This window comes from Kocuria sp. CPCC 205235 (assembly GCF_040980905.1).
Classification (GTDB): Bacteria; Actinomycetota; Actinomycetes; order Actinomycetales; family Micrococcaceae; genus Kocuria; species Kocuria carniphila.
The window spans coordinates 1-20,567 of record NZ_JAVKPR010000008.1 but is presented as its reverse complement, the minus strand read 5'-3'; the positions used below and the strand labels follow the sequence as shown (position 1 = coordinate 20,567).

The window sequence follows — 20,567 nt, the reverse complement described above, 5'->3', positions numbered from 1 at the left end:
GCCGTCAGCTCCGTCGCTGGGACTCGAGAGCGTCCAACAGGGCGTCCTCTTCGTCTTCGTTGGTCACGGCGTTGGTTCGGCGGTTCTTCTTGGGCCGGTACAGAGACTTGAGGTGGGCGGGCATGTCGTCGGCCATCTGAAGCTCGCGGATGATCAGTTCCTCGTCCACGTCGCCGGTGTAGTTGCCCTCGGCGTCGTAGTACTGCGCCAGCTTGCGTTGGACCTCGGCCGAGTAGGCGCGGTCCCATTCCTCGTTGCGCACGTGCTGCCGGGCTGCGTAACCGAAGGCCACGAACACCAGGAACGCGAACGCATACCACTGCAGAGAGTAGGAAAGGTGCGGGCCGTAATTGATTTCGGGCTTGGCCGGGGCCGCCGGTCGTTCAGCGGCGGGCGGGTCTTCCGAGGCCAGCAGTCCGTAACCGCCCGTGGCTATCGGGTAATCCAGTTGCTCCTCGAGCAGTCCAAGGTCGATGGACGCGATTTGGCCTTCCGGTGCACCGCGGTCCACGGACACTTCACCCGGACGCAAGCGGACCGTGGCCGTCACGTCACCTGAAGGAGGCTGGGGGATCACACCCGGCATGCCGTTGGCGCCGTCGCCGGTGGGCACCCAACCGCGGTTGATGACCACCGTTCGGCCGTCATCGGCGCGGAAGGGAACGAGCACTTCGTACCCCACGCGACCGTCCTGCGGGCGGTTGCGGACGAGCGTGGTGTCCTGAGGCAGATATTGCCCTTCCAAGGTCACCGGCTGCCAGGTCTGGCTCTCGTCATAGTCCTCGAACAGGGGTAGGCCCTCGGCGGGGCTGAGTGCGGGAGCGTCGTAGTTGTTTTCGATCTTGTCGTTTTCCACGACCAAGTAATCGTTGCGGGACATCTGCCACTGAGCGAGGAACGCGCACACGATGGCGGCGACCACGCACATGAGGAACCAGCCGATCCAGGTGCCGGAGAAGAGGAACGAGTACTTGCGCATCAGACCTGGTCCTCCGAGGCTTTGAACGGCTCGGTGGCCTTGAGGAAATCACGCTGGGTCAGGAAATCGCTCAGGTATTCGCGGTGGTCATCGCATGCGAGCCACACTTTACGGCGGTCGGGCGTGTGCACCTTGGGGTTGTTCCAGAGCAGTTGCCATTGGGCGTCGCGGCCACAGCCGCGGCGGGAGCACTGGGGAACTTCGGGATGTTCCGTGGAGTCCTTGGCCGGTTTCGGGGAGCCCCCGTTGGGACTCAGGGAACCCAGCAGATCAAATTCCACGGTGCCATTACTCCTTGGTGTGACTGACGTTCGGTGCTCGGACGGTGGCCGGGGCTTAATTGCGTGATGTGCCCATTCGTTTATACGTGATGGCCTTGGGCGGTTCATGGGTGCGGTATTCGCCGTCCACCACCACGGTCTCCGGGTTCTCGGGCTTCGCCTGGGTCTCGGCGGTGGTCGGTAGTTCGGTGCGCTGGGGCGGGCGGTAATACGTGCTGGTGCGTTCGGACCGGTCTGCACCGCGGTTGGCCATCATCACGGCGATCCAAGGGAGCACAGCCGCACCGATGCACAGCAGGATGCGCACCCACAGGATGTCGATCACCACCACGCCAATAATGCACACGATGCGCAAACCCTGTTGCAGGGCATACACCTTCATGCGGTGGGACATGTCCTGCGTGTGGGGGCCCGCCGCCGAAGTAATCGAGTGAACTCCGGTGGTGTCTCGCGTATGCGTGTGCGTGCGTGACATGTGAACAGATCCTTGGAAGTCAGTGGCCGGAAATCCCAGACGCAACATGGTGCCACGGGTTCCGGGGAGCGCGCTGGGCGCTTCCGTTAATTGTCTCACCGTTGGGCTAACTCCCCAAGTGACGACGTCCAGTTCTGTCGGTGTCCGGCTAGGATGGCTTGTCAGTTCGTTACTAGATTGTTACCCGGCGTTGCCTCTGCCGCGCCGTCCTGTCGATGAAAGGTTCACCATGGCTGATCAGCCCAACACCGAAGGCGCCCGCACCGTACTGGTCACGGGAGGCAACCGCGGCATCGGCCGCGCCATTGCCGAAGCGTTCGTGGCCGCAGGCGACAACGTGGTGGTCACCTCCCGTTCCGGCGATGATGGGCCCGACGGCGCTTTCACCGTCCAAGCGGACGTCACCGATTCCGCCTCGGTGGACATCGCGTTCAAGCAGATCGAAGAGAAGTACGGCCCCGTGGAGGTGCTGGTGGCCAATGCAGGTGTCACCAAGGACACACTGCTGCTGCGCATGAAGGAAGCAGACTTCCAGGATGTCATCGACACGAACCTCACCGGCGCGTTCCGCGTGGTGCAGCGCGCCACCAAGGGCTTCATGCGCCTGAAGAAGGGCCGCATTGTCCTGATCTCTTCCGTGGTCGGTTTCACCGGTGCGCCGGGCCAGGTCAACTACGCATCCTCCAAGGCCGGAATGGTGGGCATGGCTCGCGCCATCACTCGTGAGCTCGGTGCCCGCGGGGTGACCGCCAACGTGGTGGCCCCCGGTTACATCGACACCGCCATGACCGACGCCCTGAGTGATGAGGTCAAGGCCGAGTATCTGTCCATGATCCCGGCCAGCCGCTTCGGTAAGCCCGAGGAGATCGCCAAGGCCGTTCGTTGGATTGCCTCCGACGACGCCGCCTACATTTCCGGCGCTGTCATCCCTGTGGACGGCGGCTTGGTCATGGGACACTGACTCCCAAGACAGTCTTCAACAGCGCAGCGTGACAAAGGAGAACCGCATGAGCTCAGTGGCAGGCAAAACCGTAGTTATTACGGGTTCCTCGCGAGGGGTGGGCGCAGACACCGCCAAGATTCTGGCAGGGGAGGGCGCGAACGTCGTCGTCAACTATCGCCAGAAGGCCCCCCGCGCCAACAAGGTGGTCAAGGAAATCACCGAGGCCGGCGGCAAAGCCATTGCGGTCCAGGCCGATATGACCGATGTGGAGTCGCTGCGTGGCCTGTTGCAGGCCGGTGTGGACGAGTTCGGCGGCGTGGACATCCTGATCCTCAACGCCTCCGGCGGCATGGAATCCGACATGGGCGAGGATTACGCGCTGCGCCTGAACCGGGACGCTCAAAACGATGCCCTGACCGAGGGACTCAAAGTTCTGCCCGAGGGCGGCCGCGTGGTGTTCGTGACCAGCCACCAGGCGCACTTCATCAACGACGTGGAAACCATGCCCGAGTACGAGGCCGTGGCCAAGTCCAAGCGCGCCGGCGAGGACACACTGACCGCTCGAGTGCCCGAAATGGCCGAGCAGGGTGTGAGCTTCGTGGTCGTCTCCGCGGACATGATCGAAGGCACCGTGACCGCCACGCTGCTCAACCGTGCCCGCCCGGGTGCGCTCGAGGAGCGCCGTGAATCCGCCGGCAAGCTCTACTCGGTCAACGAGTTTGCTCAGGAGATCGCCAAGATGGTCTCTGCAGACGTCGAGACCGGCCACGTGGAACTCGTGGGTGGCGCCGAGGACTTCCTGGCCCAAGCCGGCAAGTAAATTACCTGCGCTGCAGCAGTGCCGCCTGTCCGTGAAAACGGGCAGGCGGCACACTGCTTTCCGGGGTCCTCGTGTGTTTTCGAGTCTGGCTCTCATCTGTGGTAAGTTACTTCTCGTTGCCAACGGCCACGTGAGGTCTCCCGAGTCCTCAATTCGTAGTCGTGACACCTGCGCGGGTGGCGGAATAGGCAGACGCGCTAGCTTGAGGTGCTAGTCCTCGTATTAGAGGGTGGGGGTTCAAGTCCCCCCTCGCGCACAGGATGAAAATCCCCGTTCGACTGGGTCGAACGGGGATTTTTCTTGCTCTGGGAGCGCCGGTGTCCCGCGTATTAAGTTACAGCCGAGTCTGAATAGCCAGGTCGCTGAGCATCTCAGCGTCCTTTGACTTGCGGTGGTCGCCCTCACGCTTCTGCGTGTCCCATACTTAACGAGTGCCTCAGAAAACATTGACGGTTGGTCTCATGGCCGACCCAGGCCTCCCTGAAGCAGTTGCTCGGTCAGTTGTCTCACTGGTGAATCGGGATCTGAACCAGCTGACGCAGGCGGATTCCGTTGAGTGGTCGGTGGAAGTCAGCCGGGATACCCTGCCGTTGACCGAGCAGAACGAAATCCACTTGCTCGATCGGGCGCCAGGTCTCAGAGATGCCCACGGTTGGGACTACATGGTCTATCTGACCGACCTTCCGCGTTCCTTGGACAACAACTCACTAGTGTGTGAGGTCGATGTCACCGGCAATGCCACGTTGCTTTCCCTCCCTGCCCTGGGAGCGGTGCACGTGAAATCCAGGGCGCGCAGGGTGCTCACTGAACTGGTCATTGCCATGGCGGAGGAGTCGCCGGGCAAATACACCACGGGCTATCCCCGCGGATTCAGCCGTCGGAACTGGCAGAAGGTTCAGCGAGAAGGGGATGAGGAGAACTACGAAATCATCCTCCGAGGCGCTTTCAGCCGTCCTCGTCTTCTGGCGGGCATGGTTCGAAGTAATCGGCCCATGCGATTGCTGCCGGCCCTGTCCAGTTCGGTCGCGACCGCCGTGGCCACCGGTGGCTTCGGCATTTTCTACGCGTCCATCTGGAACATGTCGGATGCGCTCTCCACCCCTCGAATGGCAGCGATCAGCGTGTTCGTGGTGGCCGCCTTCGCCACCTGGCTCATCGTTCACAACGGGCTATGGGTCTCTTCAGAGTCGGCGGGTGGCCGAATACGCAGCGGCTTGGACAACGCGGCAACAGTCCTCACCGTGGGAATCGGCGTTGCCTCCATGTACCTGGTTTTGTGGGCCATCCTGTTTGCCGTGACCTTGGCAGTGGTCAATGCGGAGTACTTGGCAGGCGACATCGGCCACCCGGTGAACCTCTTGGACTATCTGGATATAGCCTGGCTCGCCTCCGCACTGGGCATGATGGGCGGAGCCATGGGGTCCAATTTCGACAAAGAAAGCGACATCCGCGAAGCCACCTACACCCGTCGCGAATATACGCGCCGGAAAATGGCCGAGCGCGAGGAGAACCAGGATTGAATTCGACTGGTCCCACTGAAGGAGCAGACAGGCGGAATCCGCCAACGGCGGTTCTGCGACATCCGGTCCGCTCTCTAATAGGGAGGGGCCAATTACGGCGGGACTTTGATTAGGAACCCGGCAGGCCCTTAGCGCTGCCGGGGTTCTCTCCCCGCTGAGCGTCCATCATGCGGGCGTTGTTCATGCTTTTCAGCCCCGAGGCGATGATCGTGGTCCCGACGATCGGCGCGAAGATCCACGCCGCCGGGTACCAGTGGAACAACATGACCAGCCCGACCGCCCAGAAGAGCAGGCCGGTGAACCAGCTGAACCAGAGACCGGGCTGAGCCTGGGTCACATAATCGAGATGGTCCGGCAGAGGCTCAGGATCCCCGTTCACCAACTGATCAGCGAGTTTCCGGCTGTGGACCGAGTAGATGACGTAGCAGGCCGTGCCGGTCAGCAGCCCCACAGCCAGGTTGGACAACCAGTATCCACCGATTGCCACGAGAGCCTGCATGGATGCTTTGAACTGGTCGGCGATCCAGTCATCCAGGAAAACCGAGACGAAAAAGTAGGTCCCGAAGATCAGTATCCAGCGCCAGACCGGTTCGCGGTTCGGCTTGGTACCGTCCCTCATCAAGACCCACCTTTGCTCGTGATGATCGAACAGTAACGAGCGGTTCGTATCCCTGTCCACGCCCTCGAGCAGCTAGACCCGTCGGGTACACATACAAGCTCGGCTGAACCGATCAACCGAAAGGTTGATTTCGGCTGTGCAACACGGGTGATCAGCCTGGTGAGCAATTAGACTGCAAGGCGGACGCCGCATACGTGGCGCGTACGTTCACGGCGCCGGGCGCCCGATCTCCCCTGAGCTGGGGTGCCCCGTGGCATCAGATGACAGGTGAATAATGCCCTCCACTGATACCCGGTCCTCACACGCCAAGAAACGCAGCGGTTCAAAGCCCGGTGCCGTTCGATGGGTCATTCCCATCGTGTTGGTCCTGGCGTGGCTGGGTGTCATGGGTGTGGGTGGACCCACTTTCGGCAAGATCTCGGACGTGGTCACCAACTCCCAGGCGGACTTCCTGCCGGTGGACGCACAGGCCACCGAGGTCCAGGACCGCATTGGGGATTTCAGTGACTCCGAGGGCATCCCCGCCATCATCGTGGCGGAATCAGAGGACGAGATTTCCCGGGCCCAGATTCGGGATCTGGGGGAAACGACCCAGGGATTGACCGACATTGAGCAGGTCACCCAGGTTTCGCCTCCCATCCCGTCGGAGGACGGCCAAGCCGTAGAAATCATTGCCCTGGTGGACGCGGAATCGGACACGGCCACCGTGGTGGAAGAAATCCGTTCCGAGCTCGGCACTGACAGCGAAGACGGCCTCAACATTGCCGTCACGGGCCCCGCCGGCTTGGTGGCGGACCTCAGCGGCGCGTTCGCCGGCATCGACGGTCTGCTTCTGATCGTCGCCCTGGTCGCGGTGCTGGTGATCCTGGTTCTGGTGTACCGCTCACCGATCCTTCCGTTCCTCGTCCTGATCACCTCCATGGCCGCGTTGTGCGGTGCGATCCTCACCGTGTACTGGCTGGCCAAGGAAGAATTCATCACCCTGAGCGGCCAGACGCAGGGCATCCTCTCCATCATCGTGATCGGCGCGGCCACCGACTACGGCCTGCTGTACACCGCACGGTTCCGCGAAGCTCTGCACCAGACCGAATCCCGTTGGCATGCCACACGCGTCGCCTGGAAGGGCACGTTCCCCGCGGTCATGGCTTCCGGTACCACCGTGATCGCCGGCCTGTTGTGCCTCCTGCTGTCGGCACTTGAATCCAACCGCGCGCTCGGCCCGGTGACCGCAATCGGCGTCGTCTTCGCCATCCTCGCCGGCCTGACCCTGCTGCCGGCCCTGCTGGCGATCTTCGGCCGCGTGGCCATGTGGCCGCGCATTCCCAAGGTGGAGACCGTCCCCGAGGCCCACGAGCAGGCCGACGACCTCGAGCACAAGAAGGGCCTGTGGCCCGCCGTCGCACGCCTGGTGGACCGCAAGTCCCGCACCGTCTGGATCGTGTGTGCGGTCGGTCTGGGCATTGCCGCGGTCGGCGCGTCCCAGCTGGACGCCGGTGGCGTACCCGAATCCGAATTCGTCCTGGGCGAGTCCGAGGCCCGCGACGGCCTGGCCATCATCGATCGCCACTTCCCGGGCGGCGCCGGTGACCCCACGTACGTGCTCGCCTCAGAGGAGCACGGCGAGGCGGTCGCGGAGAAGCTCGACGCTGACGACGACGTCGCTTCGGTCGCCTTCAACGCCAAGGACTCACCGAGCGGGACCATTCCGTTCCCCGCCCCGCAGGCCGGTCCGCTGGCCGACGCTGAACCCACCGAGGACAACGGCCAGGTGCTCATCCAGGCCACACTGACCTACAACACCGACTCCGCCGAGGCCCAGGGCGCCGTCGAGCGTCTGCGCGGCGAGTTGGCCGAGGTCGATCCGAACGTCTTGGTCGGTGGCACCACTGCCGTCCAGCTGGACACTATTTCCGCAGCCGAACGCGACCGGGCCCTGATCATCCCCATCATCCTGGTAGTGATCCTGCTGATCCTGATCGTGTTGTTGCGCAGCATCTTGATGCCCGTCCTGTTGGTGGCCACCACCGTGCTGTCGTTCCTGTCCGCATTGGGTGTCGCCTGGGCCGTGTTCGAGCTGTTCGACATCAACCAGGCTGACCCCACGGTGCCGCTGTTCAGCTTCGTGTTCCTGGTGGCACTGGGCATCGACTACAACATCTTCTTGATGAGTCGAGTCCGCGAAGAAGTGGTGCAGATCGGTCACCGCAAGGGCGTGCTGGTGGGCCTGGTGACGACCGGCGGCGTGATCACGGCCGCGGGCGTGGTGCTCGCGGCAACGTTCGCCGCGCTGGCCGTGCTCCCCATTCTGTTCCTGGTGCAATTGGCCATCATTGTGGCCATCGGCGTTCTGATGGACACCGTGATCGTGCGTTCGCTGCTGGTGCCCGCTCTGGCCTTGGACATCGGTCCCAAGTCTTGGTGGCCGTCCGGTGCAGGCTCGCCCGGTAAGCACCGTAAAGTCGAAACTTCTACGGTCGGGTAATTTTATGCCCGTCCGCCACGATGACTAGACTGCACCTCATGCCCCAGAAGCTCGCTGTCGTTGCGTTTGCCGTGTCTCCCGAGGAGGGGGCCACCGAATCCGTGTTGGATCTGATCGAGCGCTCCGGTGGAGACGTCGAGTCGCACAACTGGGTGCGAGTCACAGAGTCGGCCTCGGATGGTCAAGCCACGGACGTGGAAGGTTACAACGCCCTTACCGTCCATGCCGTCGCTCCATCCGTCGACCACCTGCGTAATGCGCTTCAACCAAACCGGCGGGAACAGCTGCTGCCCGGTGTGGATCTCAACGTGATCGATGCGCGCTGGTTCGACAACTCGCGCCGCAAGCTACTGGTCACGGACGTGGATTCCACGCTGATCCGCCAGGAAGTCATTGAGATGCTGGCCGCGCACGTGGGTCTCGAGTCTGAGGTTGCAGCGGTTACCGAGCGTGCGATGCGCGGTGAGATCGACTTCGAGCAGTCACTGCGTGAGCGTGTGGCCGTTCTCAAGGGTCTGCCGGCATCGGTTATCGATGAGGTTTCGTCGTCCGTGCGGTTGTCTCCCGGTGCCACGGTCCTGGTCAAGACCCTGCTCGGCTCCGGCCACGCGGTGGCTGCGGTATCCGGTGGGTTCAACCAGATCCTGGACCCCCTCGCCGAGAAATTGGACCTGACGCGAGCCGCGGCCAATACCCTGGACATCGAGGACGGTAAGCTGACCGGTCGCGTGACCGGCGGCGTCGTCGACCGCGAAGCCAAGGCTCGTCTGCTGAGCCAGTGGGCAGAGGAACTCGAGGTCGCCCCGGAAGATGTCATTGCGGTCGGCGACGGCGCCAATGATATCGACATGTGTCGCGCCGCGGGACTGTCGGTGGCTTATCGTGCGAAACCGGCCCTGCGCGACGTCGCCGATACGCAGCTGAGCATCCCCAATCTGGATGCCCTGCGCTTCTTCGTGGATCTGTGACCGCAAGTGCCCGTCTCCACGGTGTGCCCGCATGCCGGTGACCGCCCGCTCACGTTAGAGTTGCGAGCATGAGTGCTGTGCTGGAATTGGTGGACGTCAGTGTCGTCCGTGGCGAGAAAACCCTGTTGGATTCGGTGGACTGGACCGTCCAGGACGGGGAGCGTTGGGTCATTCTCGGCCCCAACGGAGCCGGCAAATCCACGTTGCTGTCGATCGCTGCTGCGCGGCTGCACCCCACGACCGGCATGGTCGACATTCTTGAAGAGATCCTGGGCGCGGTGGACGTGTTCGAACTGCGCCCGCGCATCGGCGTCAGCTCCGCGACTCTGGCCACTCAGATCCCGAACGCGGAGACCGTCCGCAACGTGATCGTGACCGCCGCCTATGGCGTCACGGGTCGCTGGCGCGAAGAGTACGACGAGTTCGACGACGCCCGCGCCGTCGAGCTGCTCGAGAGCTGGGGGCTCGCCGAGCTCGCCGAGCGGCGCTTCGGCACGCTCTCCGAAGGTGAGCGCAAGCGAGTGTTGATCGCCCGCGCGCTCATGACCGACCCCGAACTGTTGCTCCTCGATGAGCCGGCCGCCGGTCTGGACGTGGGCGGCCGCGAGAAGCTGGTCGCACGCCTGGACGAGCTCGCGAAGGATCCGTCCTCGCCGGCCATCGTGATGGTCACCCACCACCTCGAAGAGGTCCCGGACGCCTTCACCCACGCCATGCTGTTGCGCGAGGGCAAGATCGTGGCGGCCGGTCCGGTCGGTCAGGTCATGACCCAGAAGAACCTCTCCGAGACGTTCAACCTTCCGCTGAAGCTCGTGAAGGTCGGCAACCGTTACGCCGCGTTCGCCCGGTAATCGAGACTCACGTTGTTGAACCTTCCCTTGTCCGCGGCTGCCCCCATGCAGCTGTTCGGCGAATCCGGAACCATTCCGTTCGAGTGGTGGCAGGTCGCCCTGATCCTGGTGGCCGGTGTCTGGGCCGGTCTGATCAACACGATCGTGGGATCCGGCACCCTGGTGACCTTCCCAGTGCTGGTGACCATGGGTGTGCCTCCTGTGACGGCCTCCATGTCCAACGCAATGGGCCTGATCGCCGGCAACCTGACCGGGGCGTGGAGCTACCGCAGTGAACTCGGGGGAGTGAAGCACACCCTCAAGAAGCTGATTCCGTGCTCCCTTTTGGGCGGCGTGATCGGTGCCGCGTTGCTGCTGACCCTTCCGGAGGAAGTCTTCGGTGTGGCCGCGCCCATCCTCATTGTGGTGGCGCTGCTGTTCGTGATCTTCCAGCCGCGCCTGCAAGCCATGGTGCGGCGTCGTAAGGCCCAGCAAGAGGCCGCGGCAACCGCCGACACGGACATGGAAACCTCGGGTGGGGAAGTTGACCCGGATCGTTCCAAGCAGCCGCTCCCGCTGTACATTTTGGTGTTCTTCGCCGGTATCTACGGCGGGTACTTCGTGGCGGCGCAGGGCGTGCTGCTCATGGGCATCCTGGGCGTGTTCCTGCTGGCGTCCATGCAAGCGGCCAACGCGGTGAAGAACGTGCTGGTGGCAGCGGTGAACATCGTGGCGGCGCTGTCCTACATCTTCCTGGCGTTCGATCGCATCAATTGGTGGGTCGTGCTGTTCATCGCGCTGAGCTCAACGCTCGGCTCGTGGCTGGGGGCCAAGATCGGCAAGCGGATGTCGCCCATCGTCCTGCGCACGGTGATCGTGATCCTGGGCGTCGTGGCGCTCATCAACATGGTCTCCCAGCTGTTCTAGGAGATCAGTCGTGACGTATTCATCTTACGAAGACCGCATCGTCCGCCTGACGGACCCCAAAGATCCGCGCGTAGCCGACTACACGAGCCTCACGGACGTGGCCCTGCGCCGAAAGATCGAACCCGAACGCGGGCTCTATCTCGCCGAATCCTCCAAGGTGCTACGCCGCGCGCTCGACGCCGGCCACCAGCCCCGCTCGTTCTTCATGGCCGAGAAGTGGCTCGATGACATGCGCGACATCTTGGACGCCTACGACGTTCCCGTGTTCGTCGGTTCGGACGAGGTGCTCGAGCACATCACCGGCTTCCACTTGCACCGCGGGGCCATCGCGGCCATGCACCGCCCGGCGCCGCTTTCCTTGACCGACGTGCTGGCCTCCGCCCGCCGCGTGGCGATCCTGGAAGACATCGTGGACCACACCAACGTGGGCGCGATCTTCCGTTCCGCTGCGGCTTTGGACGTCGACGCCGTTCTGGTCACCCCACGCTGCGCCGACCCTTTGTATCGCCGGGCCGTTCGGGTGTCGATGGGCACCGTGTTCCAGGTTCCGTGGCTGCGACTCGAACACTGGACCTCAGACCTGCAGGCCGTGAAGGACGCAGGGTTCCTGACGGCGGCTCTGGCGCTGTCGGAGGATGCCGTAACCGTGGACGAACTGGCAGCGGAGCGACCCGAGAAGCTCGCGCTGATTCTCGGCACCGAGGGCCAGGGGCTCGGTGAAGCCACCCTGTACCACGCCGACCGCCACGTGATCATCCCCATGAGCCACGGAGTGGACTCCCTCAACGTCGCGGCAGCCAGCGCTGTGGCGTTCTGGGAGACCCGGCCACGGTAACAAGCCGCTCCGTCCTGCCATCTACAACTGATACCTCCTGAGCATATAATGGTTCATATAAAAGAAGGGGTGCACCATGGCAATGACGAGTGTTGACCTTGACCCTGGGCTCATTGAAAGAGCTCGAACTCTCACCGGTGAGCGTTCTAACCGCGCCGTTCTCGATCTGGCTCTCCGCAGGCTGATCGCTTCCAAACAAAAGGGAGCGATGATTGATGGAATTGCCGAGTTGACGGACCTTGAGTCCGGGCTTGGCGCTCCCACCGACGAGGCGCCGGGCTCAGAACTGCCCAGCTCGTGACCGATTACCTGGTTGATAATTCGGTATGGGCGAGATTGGCGTCCGGTGATCAGCGAATCACGGCTCGACTCCGCCATATTGAACAGACGCCGTCGGATCTCTTCGTGACATGCGCGCCCCAGGTTCTGGAGTTTTGCCACAGTGCTCGATCGCCGGAACAATACACGCTTTATCGACAGCAGATTTCCTTAGGGTTTCCGCTCGAACATGCTCCCGATGAGTCGCTCGTCCTGGATATCCAAAACGCTCTCTGGAACTCGGGGCTCGTACGTATCGCGGGGTCCCTCGACATCCTGATCGCGGGGTACGCGATATTAAACAGCGCGACCGTACTCGCGGCGGACCAGGATTTCGACCACATCGCCAAGGTCAGCGATCTCCACCACGAGTACGTTGCGCCATCGTTCTAGTACCGCGGAAGGTTTAAGCCTGAATCTCTGGAGCCGCGGATTAGGGTTCGTGCTACACAGGGTTCATGACTTCCGCCAATGTACGTCCCTGCACTTTGCGGCCCGCCTTGAAGATCGCTGGGGCGACACTCACCTCGGTAGCCGGAATCGCCGGCACCGCGCTCGGTCTCTACGCGTGGAACAACATCACCTTCGCGAAACGTGATCGCCAAGCGGTGACGGCTGCGGGGTTCACCGAACAGACTCACTCGCTACCGAGTGGCACGGTCATCAATTACGCGGAGGGACCTCGGAACGGACCTGCGGTTCTGCTCATTCACGCACAGAGCAGCGCGTGGGAAAGCTACTCTCCAGTGCTGCCCAAACTTGCACGGGACTTCCATGTCTACGCGATAAATGTGGTCGGTCACGGATCTTCCGATCGTACGCCCGGGCGTTACGACATCCACGCGATCGGGGCGGATGTCGTAGCATTCATGGCCGAGGTCATCGACGAACCCGCAATTCTCTCCGGACACTCATCCGGCGGGCTGATAGCTGCGTGGGTTGCTGCGGACGCTCCGGAACGGGTGTCGGCGGTCTTGTTCGAGGATCCGCCTTTCTTCTCCACCGACGCGAACCGCATGCCCCAGCAGTTCAACTTCGTGGACCTCGCTCGTCCGGCCCACGAGTTCCTCGCACATGATGCCGAAGGGGATTTCGTGAGTTGGTACATCGAGCACAACGCTTGGATCCACTACTTCGGCCGTGGGAAGGACAATGTGGTGAAGTTCGCGCGGAACTACCGCCGGAAACATCCGAACCGGCCGTTGAACTTCTGGTTCCTTCCACCCTCGCTCAACAAGTCCGTCCGGTACATGCACGAGTTCGACCCGCGATTCGCGGACGCTTTCTACACCTTCGAATGGCAGGCCGACTTCGACCAGCAGAAAACGCTCGAAGCAATTCATGCACCTTCGATCCTCATTCACGCGAACTGGAACATTTCCGGGGAAGGGATCCTCGAGGGAGCCATGACGGACGATGACGCCGCTCGGGTCTGCGCAGCTCTGCCGAACTCCCGCCTGGAGCGCGTTGACACCGGTCACGGGTTCCACGACGCAGATCCGCAGTTGTTCGTGGACCTCATGCATGAGCTGAGGACGAACCGGCCTCGGTAGACGGACAGCCGTGCCCGCGGAAGGTACTTTTCACGCGCACACAGTGACATCCGTGGCAGAGTTTCGTAGTTCTAGAGGCTCCCCGACATTCCTGGCAGAGGTTCGCAGCGAAACCAGCCCGAATTCTACGAACCCCAACCCGAAATTTGCACCGTTGCGAACCTCAGCCCGAGATGTCGTCTAAACACGACACAGGGGCCGCTCCCTCATGGGAACGGCCCCTGTGTCGTGGGTGGTGATTACTCCGCCACAACAGCGGCGATCGGACCAAATGATGCGTTACCGCGTGATCCACACCCCGCGGGCGGAGGTCCAGTGGGCGGTGACGCCGTTGGAGTAGTGCTGGCGTACTTCGTTGCCGGAGCGGTACTCGCCGGAGGTGGGCCAGCCCCAGCCGCGTTCGTAGCCGGCGCGCATCCAGGCCCGGCCGATGCCCCCGTTCTCCTGCACGGCGTGGGCGCCGGTGCGTGACGTCCAGAGCACCTTGTTGATCTTCGGCCCATTTACGAACACCTGGTAGGCGCCGCCGGTTGCGCGGCGCTCATCAGTGGAGGGGAACCCATAGCCGCGTTCACGGCCGTGAGCCAGGAACGCGCGGCCGATCGCGGTGGGGTTCTCCACGATGCGTGCACCGGTGCGGGAGTGCCAGTAAATGGTGGTCTTGCGACCGGACTTCACGAACTCCTGGTAGCGGCCACCGTTGGCAGCGGCACCTTCCCGAGTCACTGGGTTACCCCACTTGGCGGCACCGCCGGTGGCGCGCCACTTGGAGCCAATTGCACCGCTAGCGGTGTAGTTGGTGGCCACTTGGCCGGTCAGTGCCACGGAGCGAACCGCTGCAGCGGGGTTGATCTGCAGCGACCCGAGCCGACCAGTGGAGGTGGACTTGAGCACCTGCTCGATGCGCGCCGGGGTCAATCCGGGGTTGGCCTGCTTCATGAGCGCCACGGTGCCTGCCACCAATGGTGCGGCCATCGAGGTGCCATACTGGTTGTTGTACGTGCCACCAGCGGGGGTGCGAGCACCGCTGTTCACCGTGGACAACATCGGATCGCTCCACGTTCCACCGGGAGCCAGAACGTCCACCACGGCACCAATGTTCGAGTAGGAAGCCGGCACGCCATTGGGGCCCGCCGCACCCACCACGATGGTGTTGCCGCAGTTCGCCGGAGCGGTGCCCGCAGCGTTCACGCCGCTGTTACCCGCGGCCACCACCACGGGAACGTTGCGGCCCACGGCCGTGTTGATCGCGGCCTGCAGGGTGTTACCGCACTGTCCCGGGTAGTTGAGGGACATGTTGATCACGGTGGAGGGGTTGGGGTTGCGGGGCTGACCGGCCACGCTCGCTCCGGAAGCCCAGGACACGGCGTCGGCGATGTCCGAAACCCAACCGAAGGTGCACTTGCCCAGCACGCGGACGGGCTGGATCTTGGCGCCGGGGGCTGCGCCGGCAATGCCGGTTCCGTTGTTGGTCGCCGCGGCGGCCAGGCCGGCCACGTGGGACCCGTGCCAGGACGAGTTGCGGGCGGGGCTGCCCGTGCCGCAGTGACCGGCGGGGGACCAGTCGCCCTCGTCACGGGGGTTGGCGTCGCGGCCGTTACCGTCCACGGAGAGATTGGTGGGCGTGATGAAATCACGTCCCGCGACCACCTTGGGGTTGAGATCCGGGTGCGAAGTGATGCCGGTATCCAGGATACCGATCGTCTGACCGTTACCGCGGGCCAGATCCCACGCGCCGGGGAAATCGATTCCCCGAGTCTTGGTATTGGCCCACTGAACGGGCCGGAAGTACGGGTCGTTGGGCATCCAGCTGGCGGCAGCGAGGCGGTCCGGCTCGGCGTATTCCACGGCGGGATCGGCACGGAGCTCGTTGACGACCTTGGTTTGTTCGGCTTCGTCGAGTTCGCGATCCAGTCGGACCACGTCAGCATCGGCCACGGTCTTCTTGACGTGCTCGGTGACCTCGGGGGTGGCGCCGGGTTCGGAGGAGAGGGCCTCATCGGCGGCAGTTTCGACCACTTCGTCCTTGGTGGTCTTGTCAGCGGCCGGCTCGCGGAACTTCACGATCACGCGATCGGTTTCCTTGGGTGGCTCGGCGGCGGAGGTGGTGGCCGGTGAATCCGGGCCATCGGTGGGGGCTGCGAGTGCGGGCTGGGCAGAGAGCGCTAGAACCGCGGTGACTGCTAGGGGGAGAACGGCCTTGCGTAAGCGCGAAGAACGTACCGTCATAGGGCGGGGGACCTTTCGGGCGCCCGGGCTCGAGCGGGGGAACTCGGTGATTGACGTGCCCGGGTAGTGGAGGGGATAGGCCCCTCATAAGGAGCCTTTTGCATATTACCCAGGTATGAGTGGTAAGTGGGGTTATTGACGCAATATGGCTATGACCTGCGAAAAAACTCCGGAACCCGCCCCGGACAGCACAACGCCCGGTTCGGAATGATCCGAACCGGGCGTTGTTGGCAGTTCCAGAATTAGCTGGAGGACTTGCCGAAGTTCTTGAAACGCTGGTTGAAGCGCTCCACGCGACCAGCGGAGTCCATGATGCGCTGCTTACCCGTGTAGAACGGGTGGGACTCGGAGGAGATTTCAACCTCGATGATGGGGTACTCGTTGCCGTCTTCCCAGGTCTCCGTCTTGGAGGAGGTGGCGGTGGAACGAGTCAGGATGACCTTGCCGGAAGCGAGGTCACGGAACAGCACCGGGTGGTAATCCGGGTGAATTTCAGCCTTCATGGTGTCAACCTTCTGTAGGTGCCTGGATTTTGCCAGGCACGGCGTTGCTCGGATAGTCGGTGTTTTTGGGCGCGAACGCGCAAAGCACCAATCGACCAGTGTACACCCGGGGTCCGCGCCGGGTCGACTTCCCATGGCTAGGATGGACGCGTGGTTGCCGCCCCCGAACTTGCCCCCGCCTCCGTGTTTCCTTCTAGTCGACGACGCCGCTCGGTCGCCTTCCTGGGCACCGCGCTCCTGTTGCTCACGGCCTGTTCGGACCAGTCCGAACCGGCACCGACCCCGGAACCCGAACCCACGGGACTGATCGCGGGCGTCGAACGTAATGCCCCGCTGCACTCGGTGGATCCCGCGAAGGTTGCCCAAGCGAGAAATCTGCCGGACACCTATCCGGGCAGTTCGGCGAGTGCGGACGGATCGGAGGCCACGGTCACGCTGCGGGGAGGTGAACCGGGGGAGGACTACCGGCACGGTTCGGTCGGGCTGTCGTTGGAATCCACGGATCTGGCGGACCCGCGCATGAACCGGGATAACGCGGACCTGGTCACCGTTCTGGATTCGCTGCACGAACCGACGCTGCGCTTCGGTGGAAATTCCACGGACCGCCGGTTCTTCTTCACGGCCTCGGACGAGCCCATCCCCAAGGACTGGCCCCTCAATGAGGGGGAGGAGATCACCAAGGTCACTCCCGAGGACCTGAAACGCGTGGCTAAGCTCGCCCAACGCACCAACTCCTCGGTGATCATCAGCGCCAACCTGGCTCGTTACCACCCCGATCGTGCGGGGGAGTTGGCGCGTCACGCGAAGGAAGCCTTTGGGGATCGTCTGGTGGGCATCATGGTGGGTAACGAGCCCAACGGTTTCTATCAGGGCAAGACCAACGACCTCACCATTAAGAGCGAGGACTGGGATCAGGAGACGTACGCCAAACAATTGACCGCGTACGCCAAGGCCATCCACGAACGGGTGCCGAACCTGCGCATCGTGGCACCCGGTGCCTACTCGGCCGACTGGTGGAATGCCGCCGCGGATGCTCCCGGTACGGATCCCATGGCCATGGCCGTGCATCAGTACCCGCTCTCCGAATGTGGCAGCCAGTGGGAACATCAGGAACCCACCGTGGCGAACGCCGTGGACCCCGCCACCCGGGACAACATCGACCGGCTCGTGGGTCAAGCCGCCGAGGACGCAGCTGACCACACCATGCCGCTGTGGATCACCGAGACCTCACTCTCGGCGTGTTCGGGTTCCAATGAGATCACCGAAACTCTCGTGGCCGCCGTGCACCAGGCGGAATACTCCATGCGCGTCCAGGAACACGGGGTCGAACGCGTGGCCGCCCACTCATCACTGGCCTCCTGCGAAGGCGGCGCACCCATGTCCGTGTTGTGTTCGAACGGCACCCTGGCCAACCCGGGGGAGGCGTTCTCCGTGCGCGCCAATGGTCTGGCCCTGGCGCTGATCGCGAGCATCCCGCAGGGCAATATGGTGGAGACGTCGACCTCCACGGACAACCTCACGAGCTTCGCCGTGGAACACGGTAACGACACCGTGTCCGTGGTGCTTACCGACTACCGCAACCCGGCCAGCGGCAAGGACCGCACTACGACCGTCAATCTTCCGTTCGCGGTGGACTACGCAACACAGTCGCAGCTGCGAGGCCCCTCGTGGACCTCCAAGTATCCGGTGGCGGGCCTCTTCGAGGACCACTCGAACGCAAGCAACAGCCCCAACCCCAGCTCAAGTGCAACGGGAGGTCCGAGCGCAAGTGGCGCAGCGGCGTCGTCGGCGCCCGACTACCCGGCCGATCCGGACGTGGCCCTGAGCGTAGAACGGGCCCTGAAACCGGCGCCCAGTAACGCCGCCAGCGTGGATGGCTACGGCCTGCCGATCACGCCCGTGGGGGAGCGACCGCGCGTGGGTGGGGTCAAGGCCGGCAGCAAAACTGTCGACGTGGCATTACCGGCCGGGTCCACCACTGTGCTTACCCTGAAGAAGACGCAGCCGTCCCGGAGCCCCAAGGAGAGCCAATGACCAGCACCCGCAGACACGGCGAATACAAGGTGATGGGCGGCAAATTGGTGGTCGCCGACCTATCGGTTGTTGACGGTCACCTGGCGAACGTCTCGATCAACGGCGACTTCTTCCTGGAGCCGGATGAGGCACTCGATGACATCAACGCCGCGTTGAACGGGCTGGCCGAATCTGCCGCCCCGGATGAGATGGTTGCGGCCATTGAGACGGCCCTTCCCGCCGACGCCGTGCTGTTCGGTTTCGACGCCCGCGCGGTCGCGATCGCGGTGCGGCGCGCGCTGGCCAAGGCCACCGGCTGGGGCGATCACACATGGGAGGTGATTGCCCCGCAGGTGCGGCCCACGCTCGAGAACCTTGCCCTGGATGAGGTGCTCGCTCGCGAGGTGGGCGCCGGTCGGCGCAACCCCACCCTGCGACTGTGGGACTGGGAGGACCCCGCCGTGGTGATCGGTTCGTTCCAATCGGTGCGCAACGAGGTGGACCCGGAAGGCGCAGAGCGCCACGGGATCGAGGTGGTGCGCCGCGTATCCGGCGGCGGCGCCATGTTCATGGAGGCCGGTAACTGCATCACGTACTCGCTGTACGTTCCGCAGTCGCTGGTGGACGGATTGAGTTTCGCCGATTCCTACCCGTTCCTGGACGCGTGGATCATGCAGTCCTTCCAGTCCATGGGTCTCGACGCGCATTACGTGCCCCTCAATGACATTGCCACCCAGCACGGCAAGATCGGGGGCGCCGCGCAGAAACGGTTCTCCAACGGCGGCATGGTCCACCACGTGACCATGAGTTACGACATCGATGCGGACAAAATGACTGATGTTTTGCGGATCGGCAAAGAGAAGCTCTCCGACAAAGGCAACCGCTCGGCCAAGAAACGCGTGGACCCGCTGCGCCGACAAACCGGCATGAGCCGCTCGGACGTGATTGCCACCCTCAGCACATCATTCACCGAACGCTATGACGCGGCGGCCGGTGAAATTACCGCCGACGAACTGGCAACAGCACGCGAACTGGTGCGCACCAAATTCGCTACGCCGGAGTGGATCAACCGCGTACCGTAAGATGTGCGAAAGTAACCGCCCTGATCGGGGCGGAGCAGCACAACCGAATGACCCCCACACCTCGGAGCGCCTACATGTCCCTGAATGACTTCGACTACGAAGAAGAAGAGCGCCGGCCACGCAAGAAACACACGGGCCGCAATGTTCTTCTCGTGTTCCTGGCACTGGTTCTGACGGTCGCTGTCGTGGCGGGTTTGTTCGTGTGGAACCTGGGCCGCAACTTCGACCGCGGCTCCAGCCCCATTGAGTCCGCATTCCCCGCCGAATCGGATCGTCCCGAGAAGGACTCCGCGCAGGACGCCGGCACCACGGTCATGCTCCTGGGCTCGGACAAGCGCCCGGAGGGTGAGGACCCCACCGTCACCGGTTCTCGCGCGGACTCCATCATGCTGCTGCACATCCCCGATGACGGTGGCGAAATGTACATCATGTCCATCATGCGTGACACCTGGGTGGACATCCCCGGTGTGGGCGAGGCCAAGATCAACGCCGCACTGGACCACGGTGGTATGCCGCTCATGGTGCAGACGGTCGAAGAACACTTTGGCACTCGCATTGACGAGGTCGCTCAGGTGGACTTTGCCGGCTTCGAAGGCCTCACCGATGCCCTGGGTGGGGTGACGGTCAACGTGCCCGTGGGCTTCACGAACGACCAGGGTCAGACCTTCCAGCAGGGACCGCAGGAAATGGACGGCGAGACCGCACTGGCGTTCGTTCGCGAGCGCTATGCCTTCCAGGACGGCGATTACCAGCGCGTGCGCAACCAGCGCGCCTACCTGCAGGCCATGATCAACAAGTTGGTCAGCTCCGAGACCCTGACCAATCCGGTCAAGATCAATGAAGTGGTCAAGCAGATTTCCCCCTATCTGACCGTGAGCGATGGGTTAACAGCTAACTGGATCATCCGTCAGGCCCCTAAGCTGGTGGGGCTGAGTAATAGCGACATCCACATGTTCACGGTGCCCACCCAGGGCACCGGGAGCTCGGCTGACGGCCAGTCGATCGTGGTTGCCGATACCCAGGCCATGCAGGAGATCGGTGTCGCCATCTCCGAAGGCACCCTGGGTGAGTACGTGTCCAACCTGCCCGCAGGAGATCAATAACCTCCACGTCCCGACCCCCCGTTACCTTTTTCATGACGCCGGTGTCCGGGAGGATGAAGGCGTAGGTAACCAGCCGGCCCCGGCATG

At 63.3% G+C, this 20,567-nt stretch carries 20 protein-coding genes and 1 tRNA gene; 15 read left to right on the top strand and 6 right to left on the bottom strand.

Translation table 11 applies throughout. The features are described 5' to 3' along the window. Positions 1-4: 4 nt before the first annotated feature. From RF638_RS07475 to RF638_RS07465, 3 genes are read right to left on the bottom strand one after another with little or no spacing between them, the layout of a single operon-like run. Positions 5-979 carry an SURF1 family protein gene (locus tag RF638_RS07475; protein ID WP_259915404.1) on the bottom strand — a complete coding sequence of 325 codons (975 nt, stop codon included), beginning with the start codon at positions 977-979 and terminating at the stop codon, positions 5-7. Beyond that, complete coding sequence (locus RF638_RS07470) at positions 979-1,260, bottom strand: hypothetical protein (protein WP_202976165.1); 282 nt, start codon at positions 1,258-1,260, stop codon at positions 979-981. The genes RF638_RS07475 and RF638_RS07470 overlap by 1 nt, the downstream gene beginning before the upstream one ends. Positions 1,261-1,315: 55 nt before the next feature. Further along, positions 1,316-1,735 carry a DUF3099 domain-containing protein gene (locus RF638_RS07465; protein ID WP_016998127.1) on the bottom strand — a complete coding sequence of 140 codons (420 nt, stop codon included), beginning with the start codon at positions 1,733-1,735 and terminating at the stop codon, positions 1,316-1,318. A 229-nt stretch (positions 1,736-1,964) separates the two neighbouring features. Here RF638_RS07465 and RF638_RS07460 point away from each other — a divergent pair, with 229 nt between their 5' ends. The 4 genes from RF638_RS07460 to RF638_RS07445 all read left to right on the top strand — a co-directional run bounded on the left by RF638_RS07460 (position 1,965) and on the right by RF638_RS07445 (position 5,018). After that, a complete protein-coding gene (locus tag RF638_RS07460; protein ID WP_259915406.1) occupies positions 1,965-2,696 on the top strand; it encodes a beta-ketoacyl-ACP reductase in 732 nt (243 codons plus the stop codon). A 46-nt stretch (positions 2,697-2,742) separates the two neighbouring features. Continuing rightward, a complete protein-coding gene (locus tag RF638_RS07455; RefSeq protein WP_129699425.1) occupies positions 2,743-3,498 on the top strand; it encodes an SDR family oxidoreductase in 756 nt (251 codons plus the stop codon). A gap of 170 nt (positions 3,499-3,668) precedes the next feature. Then, a tRNA-Leu gene (locus RF638_RS07450) sits at positions 3,669-3,754 on the top strand. Positions 3,755-4,010: 256 nt separating this feature from the next. Then, a complete protein-coding gene (locus RF638_RS07445) occupies positions 4,011-5,018 on the top strand; it encodes a hypothetical protein (RefSeq protein ID WP_368841695.1) in 1,008 nt (335 codons plus the stop codon). A 109-nt stretch (positions 5,019-5,127) separates the two neighbouring features. On the opposite strand, the gene RF638_RS07440 is transcribed toward RF638_RS07445, so the two are convergent. Next, positions 5,128-5,637: a hypothetical protein gene (locus RF638_RS07440; protein WP_095797893.1), complete on the bottom strand. Its 510-nt coding sequence runs from the start codon at positions 5,635-5,637 to the stop codon at positions 5,128-5,130. 274 nt (positions 5,638-5,911) lie between these two features. On the opposite strand from RF638_RS07440, the gene RF638_RS07435 reads away from it, so the two are divergent. The 8 genes from RF638_RS07435 (at position 5,912) to RF638_RS07400 (ending at position 13,550) form a co-directional block, all read left to right on the top strand. Beyond that, positions 5,912-8,119: an MMPL family transporter gene (locus RF638_RS07435; protein ID WP_368841694.1), complete on the top strand. Its 2,208-nt coding sequence runs from the start codon at positions 5,912-5,914 to the stop codon at positions 8,117-8,119. A 38-nt stretch (positions 8,120-8,157) separates the two neighbouring features. Beyond that, positions 8,158-9,087 (top strand): phosphoserine phosphatase SerB, encoded by a 930-nt coding sequence (serB, locus tag RF638_RS07430; RefSeq protein ID WP_129699422.1) that lies wholly within the window; start codon positions 8,158-8,160, stop codon positions 9,085-9,087. A gap of 68 nt (positions 9,088-9,155) precedes the next feature. Continuing rightward, positions 9,156-9,938, top strand: a complete 783-nt coding sequence (locus RF638_RS07425) for an ABC transporter ATP-binding protein (protein ID WP_129699421.1) — start codon at positions 9,156-9,158, stop codon at positions 9,936-9,938. Positions 9,939-9,983: 45 nt separating this feature from the next. Beyond that, positions 9,984-10,844: a sulfite exporter TauE/SafE family protein gene (locus tag RF638_RS07420; protein ID WP_095798094.1), complete on the top strand. Its 861-nt coding sequence runs from the start codon at positions 9,984-9,986 to the stop codon at positions 10,842-10,844. 10 nt (positions 10,845-10,854) lie between these two features. Continuing rightward, positions 10,855-11,679, top strand: coding sequence for an RNA methyltransferase (locus RF638_RS07415; protein ID WP_129699420.1), 825 nt, complete (start codon positions 10,855-10,857; stop codon positions 11,677-11,679). Positions 11,680-11,755: 76 nt separating this feature from the next. Then, entirely contained in the window at positions 11,756-11,980 is a 225-nt protein-coding gene (locus tag RF638_RS07410; protein ID WP_311198969.1) for a type II toxin-antitoxin system VapB family antitoxin, read from the top strand. Further along, positions 11,977-12,390, top strand: coding sequence for a PIN domain-containing protein (locus tag RF638_RS07405; protein WP_129699419.1), 414 nt, complete (start codon positions 11,977-11,979; stop codon positions 12,388-12,390). Before RF638_RS07410 ends, RF638_RS07405 begins: the two co-directional genes overlap by 4 nt. 65 nt (positions 12,391-12,455) lie before the next feature. After that, on the top strand, positions 12,456-13,550 hold the full coding sequence (locus RF638_RS07400; RefSeq protein ID WP_368841693.1) for an alpha/beta fold hydrolase: 1,095 nt from the start codon (positions 12,456-12,458) through the stop codon (positions 13,548-13,550). Between the two features lie 279 nt (positions 13,551-13,829). Here RF638_RS07400 and RF638_RS07395 read toward each other — a convergent pair whose 3' ends face one another. Further along, positions 13,830-15,779, bottom strand: a complete 1,950-nt coding sequence (locus RF638_RS07395; protein ID WP_368841692.1) for a S8 family serine peptidase — start codon at positions 15,777-15,779, stop codon at positions 13,830-13,832. A gap of 242 nt (positions 15,780-16,021) precedes the next feature. Beyond that, on the bottom strand, positions 16,022-16,282 hold the full coding sequence (locus RF638_RS07390) for a type B 50S ribosomal protein L31 (RefSeq protein ID WP_016998141.1): 261 nt from the start codon (positions 16,280-16,282) through the stop codon (positions 16,022-16,024). Between the two features lie 150 nt (positions 16,283-16,432). On the opposite strand from RF638_RS07390, the gene RF638_RS07385 reads away from it, so the two are divergent. Genes RF638_RS07385 through RF638_RS07375 form a run of 3 tightly spaced genes read left to right on the top strand, consistent with a single transcriptional unit; the run spans position 16,433 to position 20,480 of the window. Beyond that, positions 16,433-18,316 (top strand): cellulase family glycosylhydrolase, encoded by a 1,884-nt coding sequence (locus RF638_RS07385; RefSeq protein ID WP_368841691.1) that lies wholly within the window; start codon positions 16,433-16,435, stop codon positions 18,314-18,316. After that, positions 18,313-19,377, top strand: a complete 1,065-nt coding sequence (locus RF638_RS07380; RefSeq protein ID WP_368841690.1) for a biotin/lipoate A/B protein ligase family protein — start codon at positions 18,313-18,315, stop codon at positions 19,375-19,377. Before RF638_RS07385 ends, RF638_RS07380 begins: the two co-directional genes overlap by 4 nt. 47 nt (positions 19,378-19,424) lie before the next feature. After that, complete coding sequence (locus RF638_RS07375) at positions 19,425-20,480, top strand: LCP family protein (protein WP_368841688.1); 1,056 nt, start codon at positions 19,425-19,427, stop codon at positions 20,478-20,480. Positions 20,481-20,567: the final 87 nt, after the last annotated feature.